This window comes from Rhodococcus sp. SJ-2 (assembly GCF_053750035.1).
On record NZ_CM132340.1, the window covers coordinates 1233325 to 1250846 of the forward strand.

14 protein-coding genes and 1 tRNA gene are annotated in these 17522 nt (G+C 65.1%); 7 read left to right on the plus strand and 8 right to left on the minus strand.

The genetic code is table 11. From position 1 onward, the window contains the following. Window position 1 precedes the first annotated feature (1 nt). The 5 genes from ACSYG9_RS05585 to ACSYG9_RS05605 are packed head-to-tail and all read right to left on the minus strand — an operon-like array spanning window position 2 to window position 4757. Window positions 2-1867, minus strand: coding sequence for an alpha-D-ribose 1-methylphosphonate 5-phosphate C-P-lyase PhnJ (locus ACSYG9_RS05585; RefSeq protein ID WP_440126203.1), 1866 nt, complete (start codon window positions 1865-1867; stop codon window positions 2-4). Next, window positions 1867-2976, minus strand: coding sequence for a carbon-phosphorus lyase complex subunit PhnI (locus tag ACSYG9_RS05590; RefSeq protein WP_454841519.1), 1110 nt, complete (start codon window positions 2974-2976; stop codon window positions 1867-1869). Before ACSYG9_RS05590 ends, ACSYG9_RS05585 begins: the two co-directional genes overlap by 1 nt. Window position 2977: 1 nt before the next feature. Then, window positions 2978-3580, minus strand: a complete 603-nt coding sequence (phnH, locus tag ACSYG9_RS05595) for a phosphonate C-P lyase system protein PhnH (RefSeq protein WP_454841520.1) — start codon at window positions 3578-3580, stop codon at window positions 2978-2980. Then, window positions 3577-4014: a phosphonate C-P lyase system protein PhnG gene (locus tag ACSYG9_RS05600; RefSeq protein WP_440126206.1), complete on the minus strand. Its 438-nt coding sequence runs from the start codon at window positions 4012-4014 to the stop codon at window positions 3577-3579. The genes phnH and ACSYG9_RS05600 overlap by 4 nt, the downstream gene beginning before the upstream one ends. Next, a complete protein-coding gene (locus ACSYG9_RS05605) occupies window positions 4014-4757 on the minus strand; it encodes a UTRA domain-containing protein (protein WP_440126207.1) in 744 nt (247 codons plus the stop codon). The genes ACSYG9_RS05600 and ACSYG9_RS05605 overlap by 1 nt, the downstream gene beginning before the upstream one ends. Window positions 4758-5870: 1113 nt before the next feature. On the opposite strand from ACSYG9_RS05605, the gene ACSYG9_RS05610 reads away from it, so the two are divergent. The 4 genes from ACSYG9_RS05610 to ACSYG9_RS05625 are packed head-to-tail and all read left to right on the plus strand — an operon-like array spanning window position 5871 to window position 12437. After that, complete coding sequence (locus tag ACSYG9_RS05610) at window positions 5871-7877, plus strand: hypothetical protein (RefSeq protein ID WP_454841521.1); 2007 nt, start codon at window positions 5871-5873, stop codon at window positions 7875-7877. Further along, window positions 7877-9355, plus strand: a complete 1479-nt coding sequence (locus tag ACSYG9_RS05615; RefSeq protein ID WP_454842886.1) for an archaeosortase/exosortase family protein — start codon at window positions 7877-7879, stop codon at window positions 9353-9355. Before ACSYG9_RS05610 ends, ACSYG9_RS05615 begins: the two co-directional genes overlap by 1 nt. Further along, window positions 9340-10809 (plus strand): glycosyltransferase, encoded by a 1470-nt coding sequence (locus ACSYG9_RS05620; RefSeq protein ID WP_440126209.1) that lies wholly within the window; start codon window positions 9340-9342, stop codon window positions 10807-10809. Before ACSYG9_RS05615 ends, ACSYG9_RS05620 begins: the two co-directional genes overlap by 16 nt. Beyond that, window positions 10806-12437 carry an ArnT family glycosyltransferase gene (locus tag ACSYG9_RS05625; RefSeq protein ID WP_454841522.1) on the plus strand — a complete coding sequence of 544 codons (1632 nt, stop codon included), beginning with the start codon at window positions 10806-10808 and terminating at the stop codon, window positions 12435-12437. Before ACSYG9_RS05620 ends, ACSYG9_RS05625 begins: the two co-directional genes overlap by 4 nt. 10 nt (window positions 12438-12447) lie before the next feature. On the opposite strand, the gene ACSYG9_RS05630 is transcribed toward ACSYG9_RS05625, so the two are convergent. From ACSYG9_RS05630 to ACSYG9_RS05640, 3 genes are read right to left on the minus strand one after another with little or no spacing between them, the layout of a single operon-like run. Continuing rightward, complete coding sequence (locus ACSYG9_RS05630) at window positions 12448-13506, minus strand: beta-mannosidase (protein WP_454841523.1); 1059 nt, start codon at window positions 13504-13506, stop codon at window positions 12448-12450. 41 nt (window positions 13507-13547) lie between these two features. Next, window positions 13548-14138 (minus strand): dCTP deaminase, encoded by a 591-nt coding sequence (dcd, locus tag ACSYG9_RS05635; protein ID WP_440126212.1) that lies wholly within the window; start codon window positions 14136-14138, stop codon window positions 13548-13550. A gap of 32 nt (window positions 14139-14170) precedes the next feature. Next, window positions 14171-14794: a TetR/AcrR family transcriptional regulator gene (locus ACSYG9_RS05640; RefSeq protein WP_440126213.1), complete on the minus strand. Its 624-nt coding sequence runs from the start codon at window positions 14792-14794 to the stop codon at window positions 14171-14173. An 89-nt stretch (window positions 14795-14883) separates the two neighbouring features. Between ACSYG9_RS05640 and ACSYG9_RS05645 the strand changes: the two genes are divergently transcribed. The 3 genes from ACSYG9_RS05645 to ACSYG9_RS05655 all read left to right on the plus strand — a co-directional run bounded on the left by ACSYG9_RS05645 (window position 14884) and on the right by ACSYG9_RS05655 (window position 17496). Continuing rightward, window positions 14884-15705, plus strand: coding sequence for an oxygenase MpaB family protein (locus ACSYG9_RS05645; protein WP_454841526.1), 822 nt, complete (start codon window positions 14884-14886; stop codon window positions 15703-15705). Between the two features lie 85 nt (window positions 15706-15790). Continuing rightward, window positions 15791-15864: transfer RNA gene (locus tag ACSYG9_RS05650), tRNA-Gly, on the plus strand. Between the two features lie 366 nt (window positions 15865-16230). Further along, window positions 16231-17496: a Fic family protein gene (locus ACSYG9_RS05655; protein WP_454841528.1), complete on the plus strand. Its 1266-nt coding sequence runs from the start codon at window positions 16231-16233 to the stop codon at window positions 17494-17496. Window positions 17497-17522 lie beyond the last annotated feature (26 nt).

A 17522-nucleotide genomic window follows, 5' to 3' on the forward strand; every position in this document is an offset into this window, starting at 1 on the left:
GTCACCTCCGTGCGGCTGCAACGAGCCGCTGGGTGTAGGGGTGGTGGGGGTCCTGGAACAGCTGGTCGGTGAGCCCGCTCTCGACGACGCGGCCGACGTTCATCACGAGGGTGCGGTCGGTGAGTGCCTCGATGACCGCGAAGTCGTGACTGACGACCACGGCGGCGGTGTCGCGTTCGGCGAGCAGATTCCGCAGCAGATCAAGCACACCGGCCGCAACCGACGCGTCGAGACCTGTCGTGGGTTCGTCCAGCAGCAGTACACGCGGATCGGTCGCAAGCGCCTTAGCGATCTGCACGCGCTGACGCATACCGCCGGAGAACGTGTGGACGGGATCGTCCATACGCTCGAGCGGCACCTCGACCTTCTCCAGCAGATACGCGGCACGGTCGCGGATCTCGTAGTAGTTGCGCCAGCCCGCGGCGGTGAGACGCTCGGCGATGTTGCCACCCGCGGAGACCGTCATCGTCAGTCCGTCGGCGGGATTCTGGTGCACGAGTCCGAGGGTGTCGATGCGCAGCGCGCGGCGTTCGGTGTCGTCGAGGGTGAACACGTCGGTGGTCCCGCCCCCGACGGTGGTCAGGAACATCGAGCCGCTGGTGGCCTTGTCGTCGCCGATCAGGCAGCGCAGCACCGTCGACTTGCCCGACCCGGACTCGCCGATCAGGCCGAGCGCCTCACCGGGCGCGACGTCGAAGCTGACATCCCACGCCGCGACGACGGCACCGGTGGCCGGGCTGATCGCGGTGCCGGTCTCGGGACCGGTTCCCGGGACGGCGTCGGCACCACCGGGGCCGTGCACCTTGCCGACGTCCCGCACGGCGAGGGTCCAGCCGTCGGGGTGGGCGGGCACGGGCCGGTCGGTGAGTTCGGCCGGATCACGTCGCGTCACGGCGTTTGCGACGCGGACCCGCCGCTGTGGGTCGGGCAGGAAGCGCGTCGGGGCGTGCGCGCTGTGGAGCGCCGCGTCGATGTCGGCGTCGACGACGCGGGTACACCACTCGACATCACTGCACATCATCCGGCCGGGCGACGCCTCGACGAGGAACGTATCGGACGAACCGCAACGTACGCAGGCCTGGTCGTCGCTGCCTTCGACCTCGAACGGGACGTCGTCGAATGTGAGCGGTTGTACCGGGGTGTAGGGCGGGACTGCGAAGATGCGCTTCTCACGTCCGGCCCCGAGCAGCGTCAGATGCGGTGAATTGTGCAGGCGCGGGACGTCCCACCGCGGGATCGGCGACGTGATCATCACGTACCGGCCGTCGACGAGTACCGGGTAGCCGGTGGTCTTGGTGATGACACCGTTGCGGACGAGGTCCTCGTAGAGGCTGACCCACATCATCGAATAGTCGGCCTCGGCGTGCATGCGGGCACATTCGGTCACCGATTTCTGCACGGCGCGAAGGGGTTCCGAGTTGGGCACCTGCAGCACGAGGATCTGATCCTCGCTCATCGGTTCCTCGGGGATGCGGTGACGCGACTGGATGATCGTCGACTCGCGGGTGTCCTTGGTGGAGGCGCACCGCTCACTCGACTCGATCAGGCGCCGCAGGTTGGTGGCATTGACGCCGTCGTCGTCGCCCTGATCGATGACCTTGACGACGTCGGTACCGCCGACGAGCCCCAGGGTGACCTGCAACCCGCCGGAGCCCCATCCGCGGGCGACAGGCATCTCGCGCGAACCGAACGGAGTCAGATAGCCGGGCACGCACACCGCTGTCAAGGTCGCGCGGCGGATCTCGCGTTTGGATCCTTCGTCGAGGATGCCGCGTTCACGGGTGGCGGCGTCGATCGCGTCGAGGGTGTGGGTCACGCGCGAGCCGGTGTCCGGCCGAGCATTACGGGTGGTGAGCAGGTCGGTCATCAGCAGGTCCTTCCGAGAGGTTCGGTGTTGCGGTCCGCGGCGTCGCCGGCGCCGGCCTGCACGGCGAGCTTCCGATCGATCATCGAGCGGAAGGTGACGTAGTGCGGAAGCTTGAGATGTTCGAGGAAACCGCAGGAGTCGAGGCCGTCGGTGGTGAGAAGCAGGGTCTGCTCGAGACCGGCGGTGTCGCCGAAGCGGCGGCATGCGATATCGAGGTTCGCCATCGCGATGGCTTTGCGTTCGTTGTGCCCGAAGCACAGTCCGTAACCGACGTCGAAGCGGCCGCGATCCTCGTCGGGGCCGTTGAGATCTTCGATCGCCTCACATTCGGTGACCCGAACGTCGCCGACCGCGAACGCATTTCCGGTATGAGGATGGCGCACGCGCACCGGTACGCGGCCGTGTCGCACCTCGCCGAGGGTGACCTCGTGCAGGTTGCCTTCGGTACCGCGGATCGAGCGGTACCACGTGCCGATCAGCGAACCCGTTTCGGCGCGTGCCATCGACGCGAGCACCGCCGAGCGCGGCGCAGGAGGCGCAGCGGGGTGTCGGGAGATGTCGAACGGTTCGGGGTCGGAGCCGTCGGTCGGGCGGCTGTCCGCGAGCAGGTCCATTTCGCGCAGCAGTTCCGAGAAGCGCTTGGGGTGGCGTTCCGCTTCGGTCCGGTCGGGGGTGGGGGCCCCGTCGATGACGGTCGGCGGCACGGGCGCATCGTCGCGGACGAGCATACGTCCGGTGTAATCGCTTGTGCGGCCGAGTAATTGGGGTCCGTCCGGTGTACGCCACGCAGGCACGATGCGGCGCAGCACTGTCATCTCGTCGGGGTCGACGGGTTCGCTGACCGCCAGTCGCGGAAGGGTCGATTGGTGGGCGCGGACGAGGTGGGTGGCCTCGATGACGTCGCCTTCCGCCTGGCGGAGCGCGTCGGCTGCGGTTGCGGGGTCGTAGAGCGACCCTTCACCCATCACGCGGTCGACGGCGAGGCGCATGCGGCCGGTGATCTGTTCGGTGGTCAGGCGCGGTGAATTGTCGGCTTCACGTGCGCTGCGGACGAGGCTTTCGGCGGCGAGGATCGCGTCGAGTCCGCCGCGGGCTCCGGAATATCCCATGTCAGTTCTCCTGTGCGGTGCGCGAAGACGAGGTGTCGATGCGGGTGGTGCGCGACAACCCGAGAACGGTGCCGTCGTCGGCGACGAGCAGAATGTCGATGCCTGCGGGGAAGTCGGCGACGGTGACAGCGCGGGCGTTGCGCAGCGTGTCGTCGAAGCCCAGCGGCGCGATGGTTTCGGTGCCGTTCACACCCGGCCCGGTGAGTTCGGCGGGTACTCCCCCCTCGAGGGAAGGCACCGAGCAGATCACCGTCGAAGCGGATTCCGGTGACAACGCGGTGCCGCGCGCAGCGCAGAGCAGTTCATCGGCGGTGAGGGGACGAAGCGCGGTGATGTACTTCGCCTCGTCGAGGACCGCGACGGGGGCGCCGGTCGCGACGGTGAGTACCTCGATCCAGTCGGAACCGTCTTCGAGTACGGCGACACCGGTTTCGAGGTCGGCGAGGGCGAGCGCGGGAAGCAGGGCTGGCGGGAAGTCCGTCGGCGGAAACGTCTGCGGCAGGCCGGGGCGGCTGAACGCCTGAAGCATCGCACGGTAGACCTGCTGTGCGACAACGGGATCGAGGCCGATGCCCAGGATTTTTTCGGTGGCGGAGAGGGTCACGTCAGCTCCTCGAATTGAACGATGGTGGGGGCGATGTGTACCCATTCCTCGGCGTCGGCGCGAGCGAGCTCGGCTTCCATGCGGGCGCACAGCTCGAGCACCTGACCGGCGTTCGGCCGGTTTCCAGCGACCTCGGCGTCGCACACGGCTGCGGCGAGCACCGCAGCGCGGTCGTCACCCATGCGCATGGCCCAGCCGCGGGTGCCGTCGAGCCGTACTTCTGCGTGGCATGCCAGGACATTGCCGAGGAAGAAGCGGGCGTGACCGATGGGTTCACGAACCTGGGTGGCGATGCACCCGATTTCCGGGGTGGTCAGGACGGTCAGGGCCGCACCATCGGACAGGCACGCGTCGGCTGCACCCACCAGATCCTGTTCGGGGGCCGCGGCGAGCAGCTCAGCGAGCCGCTCCCGGGTGTAGGTGTGGGTCGTCATCAGTTTCCTTCACAGGTCGAAACGGGAGGATGGTCGCCGATCTCCATGACCACGCGGATCATGTCGGCGCGCGTCCAGGAGGAGCTGTAGGTGACGGCGACGCCGGTTTCGGCGTCACGGTTGATGCTTTCGATGATCCAGGTGGGAGCGACATAGGTCATCTCGAGTGCTGTGCAGATCTCGGGTGGCGGCAGTTCCATCGAGGTGCGGCACCACGACCGCACGACGTCGAATCTGCCCATCTGGCGTAGGAGTTCGTCGAGCGACTCCTCCACGCGCATGGCGGAGCCGAGCTCGGTGACAGCCTCACACCGCACCCACTCCTCCCCGAGCGCGGCCACCTGGTCGTCGACGTAACGCAGCCGGCGCATGTAGTGGGCGGGAGTTCCGGGTTCGATTCCGAGGTAGTGCGCACTGGATTCCGGAATCGGGCGGACCTCGGACAGCAGTACGGTCGAACGCGGCACCGCTCCTGCCGCTTCGACGGTCCGATGCCACGACGGTCGTTTCTCTTTGGAGACGACGTAGTCGATGCGGCGGTTGACGTAGGTGCCCGAGCCGCGGAGCCTGCGGACGAGTCCGCGACGCTCGAGCTCCTGGACCGCCGAGCGGGCAGATGCCCGTCCCACGCCGAACCGTGCCATCAGCTCGTGCTCGCTCTCGAGTTTGGTGCCCGGTTCCAGCTGGGCGATCTCGTCTGCGAGCTCACCGGCGATCTTGTGGTAACCGTTGCGCTCCGTCACGCCATCGACCATGGTCGAGCAAGTTGTACGGGCAACTTCACGTCAGGTAACCGGAATGGAAACGCAGCTGAACGACTGGGTCAGTTGTTCGCGCCGATGACGCAGGCACGAATAGTTGTGGCGCTAAATATCATTTCGGCATCGGAAGTGGACGGGACCGGTTGCGCTCCAATACAGTGGCGCCCGTCGCGTTGACGCGACGCTTCTTCCTGGAAGTCCTCCCCGACACAGGAGATGCAGTTCAGGGCCCCGCCGGCTCCTCCCCCTCAATTCGCCGGCGGGGCTCCCCTACCAGTCGCCCGGCCTCCCCGACGGCCTGCGCAGCGGCTCAGAACCTCCCCGACTCCGAACCGGCCGCTGGCGGCGACTGCCGTTCGACCATAAAACAATCTGCTCACTCGTGTGCACTGAACGGCAGTCACCGTTCGTCGAATGCACGAAGACGGCACTTCGATCCCATCGGCGGAGAGTAGACGGTTGCGTTGCACGCTCGGCAGGTATGTGTGCGATGCCTGCTGCCGCAATTACACACTTGCGATCCCACCAGCACCCGATCGGCGCCGAGTTCATGCCCGTTCGGACAGTGCGAAGGCGCAGGCTCCGCCCATCCGCCGGCAGTTCGATACAGCTTCACCTATCGATCATACGTTCGATAGCCGTTGCGTCACCTGCACGTGGCGTTTCCGGGGCCGCATGCGGGATCCACCAGGGTCCGGACACGGCGCTCCAGCGCGCCGACATCGGGAAACCCCTTGTCCACTGCGCGATCCCACGCCGTCACGTCGTCGATCCGAACTCCGACAACGACCTGGAGACGAGGTTTCGCGGATGAAGGAAGCCCCGCCGATCGTGGTGGGGATCGGCGGGGCTTCGACGCAGGCCGGAGATGGGGGGTACCGGCCCGCGCGGTCGTCCTCGCAGGGGGGACAGGAGGACGACTCGTTTCGGAGTCTATCGACCAAGATTGCTACTCGCGAGTATTACCGAAAAACTACCCGACTGGGCAGGTAAGTCGTCCGATCTGCGTGGAGTGCCCGAAACCGGGTCACCAACCGGAAACAAGATCTTTCACTCGGCCAGCGAACCGAGCCCGGGTCTGCTTATGTGGCACTTGTGACGGCTGACAACACCCGCAGGTTCGGCATGCGGCCCGTGCTCGCGACCGCATCGGCGGCGATGATTCTCCTCGCGAGCCCGGCTCTCGCATTCGCGCAGGACCCGTCCGCGCCTGAATCCGACGCCGCCACAACGGACACCGCCGCGCCCGGCATCCAGACATTCGGTACAGAAAGACTCGGCTTCGGCGAGACGATCGACTTCCGCGGTAGCTCGGACGTCGTCACACTCACTGTGCCCGTCCCGGACGGGCTTCGCCCCGAAGCGCTCGACACCACAATCGAGTTGCCCGCGAACGTCGCGCGCGGCTCGATCGATATCGAATCCGGCGGGCGTCTGCTCGGACGTGTGGACATTCGACCGGAGGACGCTACCGCACCCGTCTCCCTACCTCTCGGTGCAGCGACCGTCGAGAACCGGGAAGCAGTGGTATCGCTGCGGATGAACCTCTTTGCCGTGGACAACATCTGCCCCGAAGACTGGGACACCCGCTCGATCACCCTCCGCGATGGTGCGGTCCGCTACGTGGGGACACCCACCGAACCCACCGTGCTCGCCGACTTCCTTCCTCCGGTCCTCGAACGCCTCGACGTGTACCTGCCTGCTGAGCCCAGCGCGGTCGAATCCGACACCGCAATCGGTCTCGCCTCCTCCATCACTGCCCGCTACACCGGACGTGCGCCTGCCGTCGAAGTGCGCCCGACCCCACCGAACGGAATCCCCCCGGCCGCCGAGAACCCATTCGTCCGGCAGATCGTGGTCTCCGAGACCGGCCCGCCCGACGGAACAGCCGAATTGGGCGATATTCCCGGTGGTCCTCCCGCCCTGTATCTGCGGGGTGACAGGGATGGCCTCGCGACCCAGACCCGCATCATCACCTCGCTGCTGTCCGATCTGGCAGTGTCCAGCGATGTCTCCGTCGGAGCCATCACGGCACCACCCCAGCTCAGCCGTGACATCACCACCCTCGACGACCTCGGCATCGGTGGACAGACGACGACGTCGGTGGGTGTCGCCCAGGTTCGGCTGTACCTCGATCAGGCCCGGTTCGGACGACCGGTCGGAAACCTGGGACTCGACCTGAAGGGGTCGTACACCCCGCTTCCCGATACCGAAGGCGGGCTCCTCACGGTCGAAGCGGGTGAGACCGTCCTCGCTTCGTGGGCAGCCGAGTCCAGCGGCATCATCGACCGTGCCATCGCCGTTCCCGCAACAGCAATGCAACGATCCACCGAACTGACCGTCTCACTCCGTACCACCGGGGGACAACGCCAGTGCGGAATCGAGCACCCCGTCGCTCTGAGTGTCGACGGCGATACTCACGTCACCAGCACGATCGCCGACCCGCCCGCACCCGACGGATTCGCATCGCTACCCCAGACGCTCATGCCGCAGGTCGACGTCGCCGCGACCGGCACCGGGATCGTCGACACGGCACGCGCCGTCGACATCATCGCCGGCCTGCAATCGTTGACCCCGGCGCGGCTCGACCCCGAATGGGTGTCGTTGGACGAAGCGCTGGGGTCGTCGAAACCTGCGGTGATCGTCGCGGCGGAAGGAAATCTTCCCGAGGACCTCCCACTGCGGCTCACCCGGACCGAGGACCGTCGATTCGAGTTGGCCGGTGCCGAGGGCGCATCCACGAGCCTGACGTTCGGCACGGATGTCTCGTACGCGTCGATGCAGGTACTTCGCGACAACGACCGCACCGTCCTCGTCGCCACCTCCACCGATGTACCCGCAGAACTCGACCGCACCCTGCGCTGGCTCGCAGCCGATCCCGAGCGGTGGCCCGGACTGAGCGGACATGTGCTGTTCACGACCGAGGGACGCGATCCCGTGACGCTCTCGGACCCTCGGGGCGATGTCCTCGCAGCTTCCGAGGAAGGGATTTCCGCGCCGGTCCGCTGGGCGCTCGTGGGCGCCGCAGCACTTGTCGTGATCGGTGTGGCCGGGGGCGCAGTCCTGATGGTGCTGCGCCGCAACCGGCGGAAGCCCCGGTGATGCTCGCGGCGACGACACGAGCGCCGTCCCGTCGAGGCGCGTCGTATCCGTTCGTCCACACCTCCGTCCGGTGGGTGATGATCGTCGCGGCGACACTCGTTGCGTTCCACTCCACTTGGCTTCAGCTGTTCTACGAGCTCCGAGCAGGCACGACGGGCGGTTTCGTCCTGATCGTTCCTCCTCTCGCCGCGCTCGTGGCCGTCGGCATCACTCACCGGCGCAGAAACGAACTTCCCATCCACGACAGGCAGACGGACACCATCGTCGCCGTCCTGCTGCTGGCGGTATCGCTCGCGATCAAGGCATTGCTGATGCCCCGCTACGCCACGACCTATCAGCTCATGCACCTCGATGTCCTGGCCGCATGGGTTTTCGTATCCGGGGCATGCGTCGCGATGTTCGGGCTGCGCACCACCTCGAGGTACTGGCTCGCATGGCTGATGCTGTTCGTCACCTCCCCGATCCTCTACCGGCTGTTCCTGGTCCAGCTGGGCGGCACGAAGTTCTCGGCGGGGATGTTGACGCTGCTTCTCGCAGCTGCGGCTGCCGGTCTCGCGACACGCACTTCCCATACCCGCGGTTTCATCGTCGGCGTCGTCACCTTCGCAGTCGGAGTTGCTGCGCTGACGGTGATCACGATATTTCGGCCTGGCGCACCGATCGGCCTCTACCAGTACGCGCCCACGATTGCCGCGCTGCTCGTCGGTGCCGGTGCATATCTGCTCCGATTCCGCGGACCGGCGCCGCGCGCGCTACCACCGAATCCCGTGAAACCAGCGCAGGCGGCCGTCGCTGCGCTCTACATCGTGCCGGTCTCGCTCGCGCTCGCATTCGTACCGTTGCCGGACCAACATCTCACCCCGGTCTCACCCGGACCACCACCGTCCGGCACTATCACGCAGACGGTTCCACGCGGCTGGGGGCAGATCAATTCGGTCGATTACGACTGGCCCCGTTCCTATTTCGGGAACACCGCCGTACTCCGTCGTCAGACGATCCGGGCCGACGAACCCCGGGCCGACTGGGACCGGTTACTCCGCCCCCGCACCGTCGCAGTGCAAACCCTGCAGGTCCGGCGTGCAGGTGTGCTCGAGGTCTATCCCACGCAGACGATGTACAGCATCGGCCGAGGACGTGTGAGCGCGAAAAGCTACATCGAACTCGGCTACGGAGTCACCGCCGAGTACTTCACCGTCGTCGACGACGACCTGTTGGTCACCTGGAACCTCCTGAGCTTCGTGTGGACCCGCGGCAACGACACAGCGCAACGCGTCAGCCTGCTGACCGTCGACAACCACGAATTCGATGCTCGATTCCCACAACCCGAACCGAATTCGGTCGCCAATATCCGGACGCTCATGAGAGTCCTGCTCCGAGGCAATTCAGCCGTCTCCGACACCTCACCCGAAGACAAGGATCGGGACATGCTCACCGAGCTCGGGCGCGATTTCGTGGAGACACAATGGCAGCAAACGTGAGCAGTCGGCCGCTCGTACCTGAGAAGGGAACCGAAGCGCACGACGAATACACGCGCGCGGCGTTGCACGACGCGGTGTTCGGCTTGCGCGAGCGCAGTCCCGTGTCGTCGGCGTCCGTTGCGTTCACTCCTGTGCAGAAGTGGATCGGCCTGTCGCTGCTCGCGATCCTCGTGGTGGCACTCGTCGTGGTGACGAAACCCGCGCTGATCGTCGTGACCACCGTGTGCACCCTCGGCTACATCGCGACCCTCGCCGACAGGCTCCTGTTGTTCTCGCGGGGGCTGGCCCGCGACGCGTTGCTCATCGTCAGCGACGAGGAAGCCCTCGCGCTCACAGACGAACAACTTCCCCCGTACACCGTGCTCGTACCCGCCTACAACGAGCCGGAGGTGGTCGGCGATCTGGTCGCGGCGATGAGTGCGCTCGACTATCCCACCGAAAAACTTCAGGTCCTGCTGTTGCTCGAGGAAGATGACACCGTCACCATCGAGGCTGCCGAAGCCGCCGGGCTGGGTGCGAGTGTGGAGATCCTGACGGTGCCACCGGCCGATCCACGCACGAAACCCAAGGCCTGCAACTACGGTCTGCACTTCACAACCGGTGAGATCGTCACCATCTTCGACGCCGAGGACCTTCCGGATCCGCTGCAACTGCGGCGGGTGATCGTCGCCTTCGACCACGTCGGTGACGACGTCGCCTGTGTTCAAGCGAAATTGGCCTTCCACAACGGTTCGCAGAACATGCTCACCGGCTGGTTCACCGCCGACTACGCACTGTGGTTCAACTTCATCCTGCCCGGACTGATGTCCTCGCATTCCCCTATTCCCCTCGGCGGCACCTCCAATCACATCCGGCGCAGCGTGTTCGACGACATCGGGGCATGGGATCCGTACAACGTCACGGAGGACGCGGACCTCGGTGTGCGTATCGCGGAGTCCGGCTACCGCACCGCGGTTCTCGATTCCACAACGCTCGAGGAGGCGAACAGCGACCCCATCAACTGGGTTCGCCAACGCTCTCGCTGGTACAAGGGCTACCTCCAGACATGGCTCGTACACATGCGCAGACCGGTCCGGCTGTGGCGGGCCATCGGCACCGTCGGTATGTTGCGGTTCACCACGTTGCTCGCGGGGACCCCGATCATCGCGTGCTTGAACATGGTGTTCTGGCTGACCACCATCTCGTGGCTCCTCGGGCAGCCCGAAGTCATCGAGGAGATCTTCCCGGTGTACGTGTACTTTCCTGCACTGGTCTCGCTGGTGTTCGGCAATTCCGCTGTGCTCTATATGAATCTGATCGCATGCCGGGAAACCTCGAATTCGGCGTTGTGGTGGCCGTGCCTGACGGTGCCGATCTACTGGCTGCTCATGTCGATCGCCGCCCTCAAGGGCACCTATCAGCTCATCCGCAATCCCTCCTACTGGGAGAAGACCTTCCACGGGTTGTCCTCATGACACCCCGGACGGCCAGGGTGTTCTGGGCGACGTGTGCGCTCTACGTCGCGGTAGGCCTGTGGTTGGCTCTCGAAGTCAGGTATTACCAGGGTGATTCACTGAGTCGGGTCTCTGCTGCGCGCACCGTGCTGTTCTCCCGTGACCCGCACCTTGCGGCCATCGGATTCGTGTTCACTCCGCTGACCGCGATCGGGCAGCTGCCACTGGCAGCATTGTCGGGCTGGTTCCCGGACCTCACCCGCTTCGGGATCACCGCTGTCGCCATGTCTGCGCCGTTCATGGCGGGCGCTGTGGTGCAGATCCACAAGATCGCGTGCGACCGAGGGTGCGCGACGTGGCTGGTGTGGACGGTGACCGCGTTGTTCGCCCTCAATCCGATGATCGTCTACTACGGCGCGAACGGCATGAGCGAGGCACCCTTTCTGATGCTGCTGTGCTGGGCCGTCCGCCGACTGATCCGCTGGTCCAGCACGGACGACGTGCACGACCTCACCTTTGCCGGTGTCGCGATCGGCATCGCGTATCTCGCCCGGTACGACGCACTCGCGGCCGGGGGCGCCGCGACGGTGTTCGTCATGCTCCTCGCTCGGTGGCGCACTCGCGCTTCGGACCCGCGCAGTGTGCACCCGCCGATTCTGGACGGCATTCTGTTCGCATCACCGGTCGTGTTGTCCTTCGTCGTGTTCGCCGCGACGAGCTGGCTCATCACGGGCGACGCACTGGCACAATTCTCGTCGTCGTACGGCAACGCAGCGATTCTCGAGCAGAGCGGCGGAGGGTCGACAGGAGGACTGGCCGCGATAGCGTTCTCCGTTGCCGAAGTTGCGGTGCTGGGGCCTGCGCTGCCACTGCTGATGCCTCTCGTCGCGGCACTCGCGTGGCGTCGCCGGGATCTCGAACCCGTCATCCCCTTCGTCGTGTTCGGGGCGGTCCTCGGCTTCGCAGCGCTGTCGTACCTGCGCGGAATGACCTTCCCGTTTCTGCGCTTCTACCTGTGCGCGGTGCCGCTGCTTGCCGTGTGGGTGATCCAACTGGCGCCGCGTCGCGGACAGTTCGTGTCGCGCAGACCGGGTGCCCACGCCGTCCCGCGCCGCACCGATCAGCGCGGTCTCGCTCCGCTCGGCGCCGCACTGCTCGTGCTCGGTCTGCCGGTCACGTTCGTGGCAATGCTCGATCCGAGCCTGTCACAGGAACAGCATGCCTTGCGTACCGTGTTGTTTCCCGACTCCCAGGACACCTCTGATCTGAGAGAGCAGCAGGAGCGGGTGGTCGCGTCGTTCTCCACCGAACGTCGTCTCGCGCAGTATCTCGACGAGCAGAACCTGCCACCCGGCTCCGTACTGATGGACACCGTGTACGGATTCGCGGTGATCACCGCGACAGACAGACCCGGCACCTACGTCGTCCCGTCGGACGCCGACTTCACCGAAATCCTGAACCGTCCCGCCCAATACGGAGTCAAGTACATCCTCACCGTTCCCAACGAAGGGCGTGGAGCATCCGACGCCATCAACAGGCGCTACCCGACGATCTTCGAAACCGGCGGCGAGATCTCCACCCTCGAACTCGAGATCCCCAACGACGGAGACAACCAGCCGATGTGGCGGCTGTGGCGGATCGACGACTGACCGCCGCGACTCACCCGACACTCAACTGTCGCCCGAGGACCGCACGCACCGGATCTTTCGGACCGATGTCGAAAGTGCACTCCGTGAGGCGAGGATCCGGCACGTACGCCCACATCACGGCCCCCGCCGTCCCGAGTTCGCGGTAATGGCTGAGCCTTTCGTCGACGATCTCGGCGCGTTCGTCCAGCGCGAGGCAGCTTCCCGCCTCGATCCCGAATTCACCCACGAGGAGCGGCTTGTCGGTCTCGGCCAGACGTAGCGCGAGGAATCTGCCGTCGTCGTAATCGTGGTATTGCGCGACATCGACGGACGGAGATCCCATCACGATCACGAATCCCTCCCCCGCCGTGCCGCATTGGTTTCCGCCGATTGCTCCCAGTGTGATCGGGTGATCGCGGTCGCGATCGCGCACGATCCGGCCGGCTTCGTCGGCCCATTTCCTCAGAACGATGGCCGCATCGGGAGGACATTGCCGATGTTCGAGTGAGCAGTCGCCGCCCGGACACGTCGCGGCCTCGGGCTCACCGAGCAGCTCCCACATTGCGAGTGCCGGTGACTCACGCCAGCGTTCGACGGACTTCGCCACCCACTGTTCATAGCTCAACGCATGGCCGTCCTGGACTTCCCTCCAGCCATCGACGTACCAGTCGCGTTGTTTGTAACCACCCGCGTCGCAACCGCTGTCCTGCGGTGCCAGTACCGGAACGACCAACTGGTTATGGCGCGCAGCGGCATCGAACACCGCGTCGATCGCCGTGAAGTCGACCGTCCCCGTGTCGCGATGGATGGCGTGTGATTGGAACGCGTCGAAGCGAGTGAGCGAATTCGGCGGAAGTGAACCGAAGAAGGCATCCAAGTCGACCTGAGCACCGCAGCCCTCGTTGCGCGACCAGTCCGTAGCCAGTTGGTAGGCGTTGACTCCGGTCGGCCACCAGGAGCGTCCATCGAGCGTGAGGCTGTCGCCCATGACCGCGACCCTCGATCCTTCCGGAGGGGACTGGCGCGGTGAGAGATCCTGCCCACACGACGTCATGAACAACACGATCGCGACGAGCACTGCCAGGCGCATCCATCGACGGTAGCCCGAGACGAACGTCGGCGCCGCCGTATTCAGCTGGGACGCGCGTCGGGATGCTCGTGCACGAAGTTCAGGTATGCCTTCGACGGCGTCGGGCCCCGCTGACCCTGATATTTCGAGCCCACCTTCGCGCTGCCATACGGGTGCTCGGCCGGACTCGTCAGCCGGAACAGGCACAGCTGCCCGATCTTCATTCCCGGCCACAACGTGATCGGCAGGTTCGCGACATTCGACAGCTCGAGGGTGATGTGGCCGTCGAAGCCCGGGTCGATGAATCCGGCCGTCGAGTGCGTGAGCAGGCCGAGACGTCCGAGCGACGACTTACCTTCGAGCCGGCCCGCGAGATCGGACGGCAGCGAGCAGCGTTCCATCGTCGAACCGAGGACGAACTCCCCCGGGTGCAGCACAAATGACTCGTTCTGGGGAACCTCCACCAGCGAGGTGAGCTCGTCCTGCTGTCTTGCGGGGTCGATGTGGGTGTAGCGGGTGTTGTTGAAAACGCGGAACAGACTGTCCAGGCGCACATCGACGCTCGACGGCTGCACGAGGTCCGGGTCGTAGGGGTCGATCCCCAGATGTCCGGAGGCGATCTGGGCGCGGATGTCGCGATCGGAGAGCAGCACGGATAGAGGTTAACAACCTCGCTCGTGTGAGCTCAGCTCCTGTTCAGGTGTGAGGCCATCGCGAGGAGCAGCTCGGTGCACTCCTCGATCACGTCGTCCCGGCTGAGTGGCACGGTTTCGTCGAGCCACGCGGTAAGCGCTTGGGCGAGACCACCGACGACGTAGTGGGCGGCCAGATCCAGGCGCGGACTCGGTTTGACCTCGTAGAAGTCCTCGGCTTGCAGCATCACCAGGCCCGCGAACATCCGGGTCGAGTCGAGTCGCCGCTTCGCGAGCTGGGGGTTGGCCTGACTGACGGAGAACAGCATGCGGCCGAGTCTGGGATCCTCGCCGATCTCGTGGACGATGTTCTCGACACACGCCCGGACGAGCGCCCGGTCCTCACGGGGCGCCGCGGCTATTGCCGCCAGCGTGCTCTCTGCGATGCGCTGGACAACGTAGTCGTACACCGCTCCGGTCAGCTCGTCGCGGTCGGCGAAGCTCTCGTAGAAGTATCGCGATGCGAGGCCTGCGAGCTTGCAGACGCCGCGGACGGACAGAGTTGCGTCGCCGTCGGCAGCTCCGAGCAGGTCGAGGCCGGCGTCGATCAGCTTGGCCCTTCGGTCTGCCAATCGTTCGTCGCCCGCGCGTCCACCGTAGATCCGTCCTGTCGCCATGCAGACATCATCCCAGCAAAGGTCCTTTACGCCCGACTTTCATCTGAGTACAGTCGTAAGCAATTTGCGATCTCAGAGGAGAGCCCAGCATGACCACGATCGAAAAACCCACAGGTCTCGACGACGCGATGGACGGCATCGGCCTTGCCGCAGGCGCCGCGAACATCATCATGCAATTGTCGTGGCCGGGTGTCGGCTACGGCGTCTTCGAAAGCCGCGTCGAGTCGGGTCGCCTGTTCGACCACCCGTACAAGCGGAGCCGCACCACCCTCGGCTACCTCGCCGTCGCAGCCAAGGGCACCGACGAAGAGAAACGGCTGTTCCGCAACGGCGTGAACAAAGCGCACGCCCAAGTTCGCTCGACCGGAGCGAGCCCCGTCAAATACAACGCGTTCGATCCCGAACTCCAATTGTGGGTGGCCGCGTGCATCTACCGCGGATTCGAGGACGTGCATCGCGCGCTGTACGGGCCGATCCCCGAACATGCCATCGACCACTTCTATCAGCGCGGCGCGACCTTCGGCACAACACTGCAGGTCAAACCAGACATGTGGCCCGCCGACCGCGAAATGTTCGAGGAGTACTGGAATGAAGGTCTCGCCAAAGTCCGCATCGACGACGTCATCCGCGAACACCTGATCTCCATCGCACGGATGGAGTTCCTCCCCAAGCCCGTGTCGCTGGTGGCGGGACCGATCAACATGTTCCTGACCGCAGGATTCCTGCCCCAGCGATTCCGCGACGAGATGATGCTTGCGTGGACACCTCGCGACCAGCGTCGGTTCGACCGCATGATGCGCGCCATCGGCAAGGTCAACAAGCGACTTCCGCTCGCAGTGCGCGAAGCGCCCTACCGGCTGCTTCTGGCCGACATGCGGTGGCGAATCAAGACCGGACGCGCATTGGTATAGCGGTGTGCGGTAGTCGCCGGAGAGTCTGCTACAGTTTGCTCCGAGCGTGGGCCGGAGCCGGTGAGAATCGGCAAAAGCCCAGCGTGCCGATGTAGTTCAATGGTAGAACATCAGCTTCCCAAGCTGAATACGCGGGTTCGATTCCCGTCATCGGCTCCATCTCTCCTCTCTTATCTCTCTCCGCATCCTTCAACGCCTCGTATCGTGCGTGTACACCTACTTCTGACCTGCCCTCGCCATGGCGCCAATCCCCGCACGGTGCCGAGAAGGTTCCGGTGCAGTGGGAATCAACCACCTGCGCCTGATGGGGGCGTACTTGCCCCTGTCAAGATCGGGATCGGATGACGCGGCCAGCAGACACCTGATCCCGGTCCCGGGAAGCTCAGGCCGCCTCCGCTCATGCGGCCAGCGTGAGTCCTGAAACGACACCCGCGCCGCAGTTCTATTTTATCCAGATCCACTTCTGGATAAAATGGCCCATTAGGACAATGCCACTAAGTGATGTGCAGACGGGGGGCAGACCTGATGGCATACAGAACCTTGAAGTCGGTCTTTCACCAGCGAGATCGCGCTGGTGCCGATGCGGAGGAGTGGGCACGGCGAGAGTCGCCCGCCGCCGTCCACTGGGACCTGCTGATCGGCGAGCACTCGATGTTCGCGCTGATGACACCCGAACTCGCAGCGCTGATCGAACGGATCATGAGCTTCGAGCCCAAGATTCAGGCCGAGTGGAACGGGCTGCCAGTCCGCGCGCGCAGCCACTACCTGCATCGCATGGTGATCGACGAGATCCAGGCAACGAACGAGATCGAACAGGTCCGCTCGACCCGGAAGGAGATCAGCGAGGCAATCGAAATGGTGCGGTCGGAACAGAGTCTCGCGAACAAGCGGTTCGCGGAGATGGTGCGGCTCTACCTCGACATCGGCAACGACCAGGCCGAGAGTCCGCAGACGCTCGACGGCATCCGAGCCGTCTACGACGCGGTAACTCGGGGCGAGATTCGCGAGGAGGACGCCCCCGACGGGAAGCGGTTCCGGCAAGGACCAGTGTCGATCACATCAGGAATCAAGGTCGTGCACAGCGGCGTGTTGCCCGAATCTGCGATCGACCACGCCCTGACGCTCATGTTGGGCCAGGGGCGCGACGACTCGATCCCTCGGCTGATCAGAGCAGTGGTCGCACACTTCATCTTCGAGTACACGCACCCGTTCTACGACGGCAACGGCCGAACCGGGCGCTACCTTCTCGCACTGGATCTCAGACAGGTGCTGGCTCCGTATGCGAGCCTGGCATTGTCGGCGACCGTCGCCGACAACAAGGATCGCTACTACCGAGCGTTCTCCGGCGCAGAGAATCCTTTGAATCGCGGAGATCTGACGCCCTACCTGATCGACATGCTGGAGATTATCGCCGAGGCGCAACATCGCCTGCTGCTCGACCTCTCCGAGCGCAGGCAGAAGATCGACACACTCACGGCGCGTATCCGCGTTCTGCTGGTGGATGAGCAATTTCCGCTGAACTTGGGACTCGACCGCGAGTCGACGCCGCCGATTGATGGCGACGCCATCGGTGATGTCCTGTTCACCCTGGGCCAGGCCCGCTACTTCGATGCGAACAGCGCCGTCAAATTGCACACCCTGGCCGAGGTGGTGGGTCGATCCAGCCAGTTCATACGCCCGCGACTACGTCACCTGGACGATGCCGGGATTATTGAGACGGTCACGAAGAAACCGCTGCGCTTCCGGCTTACGGCGCGGGGCGTATCACTCCTCGAACTGGATGGGAAGTGATTCGAGCCAGGTCGCGGATCGCCCGG

What these genes read in the sequence shown, in the direction of transcription:
- ACSYG9_RS05620 (WP_440126209.1), top strand. Translation starts at nt 9,340, where the DNA reads ATGGCAGCAAACGTGAGCAGTCGGCCGCTCGTACCTGAGAAGGGAACC.
- ACSYG9_RS05585 (WP_440126203.1), bottom strand. Translation starts at nt 1,867, where the DNA reads ATGACCGACCTGCTCACCACCCGTAATGCTCGGCCGGACACCGGCTCG.
- ACSYG9_RS05600 (WP_440126206.1), bottom strand. Translation starts at nt 4,014, where the DNA reads ATGACGACCCACACCTACACCCGGGAGCGGCTCGCTGAGCTGCTCGCC.
- ACSYG9_RS05625 (WP_454841522.1), top strand. Translation starts at nt 10,806, where the DNA reads ATGACACCCCGGACGGCCAGGGTGTTCTGGGCGACGTGTGCGCTCTAC.
- ACSYG9_RS05655 (WP_454841528.1), top strand. Translation starts at nt 16,231, where the DNA reads ATGGCATACAGAACCTTGAAGTCGGTCTTTCACCAGCGAGATCGCGCT.
- ACSYG9_RS05590 (WP_454841519.1), bottom strand. Translation starts at nt 2,976, where the DNA reads ATGGGATATTCCGGAGCCCGCGGCGGACTCGACGCGATCCTCGCCGCC.
- ACSYG9_RS05645 (WP_454841526.1), top strand. Translation starts at nt 14,884, where the DNA reads ATGACCACGATCGAAAAACCCACAGGTCTCGACGACGCGATGGACGGC.
- ACSYG9_RS05615 (WP_454842886.1), top strand. Translation starts at nt 7,877, where the DNA reads ATGCTCGCGGCGACGACACGAGCGCCGTCCCGTCGAGGCGCGTCGTAT.
- ACSYG9_RS05630 (WP_454841523.1), bottom strand. Translation starts at nt 13,506, where the DNA reads ATGCGCCTGGCAGTGCTCGTCGCGATCGTGTTGTTCATGACGTCGTGT.
- ACSYG9_RS05640 (WP_440126213.1), bottom strand. Translation starts at nt 14,794, where the DNA reads ATGGCGACAGGACGGATCTACGGTGGACGCGCGGGCGACGAACGATTG.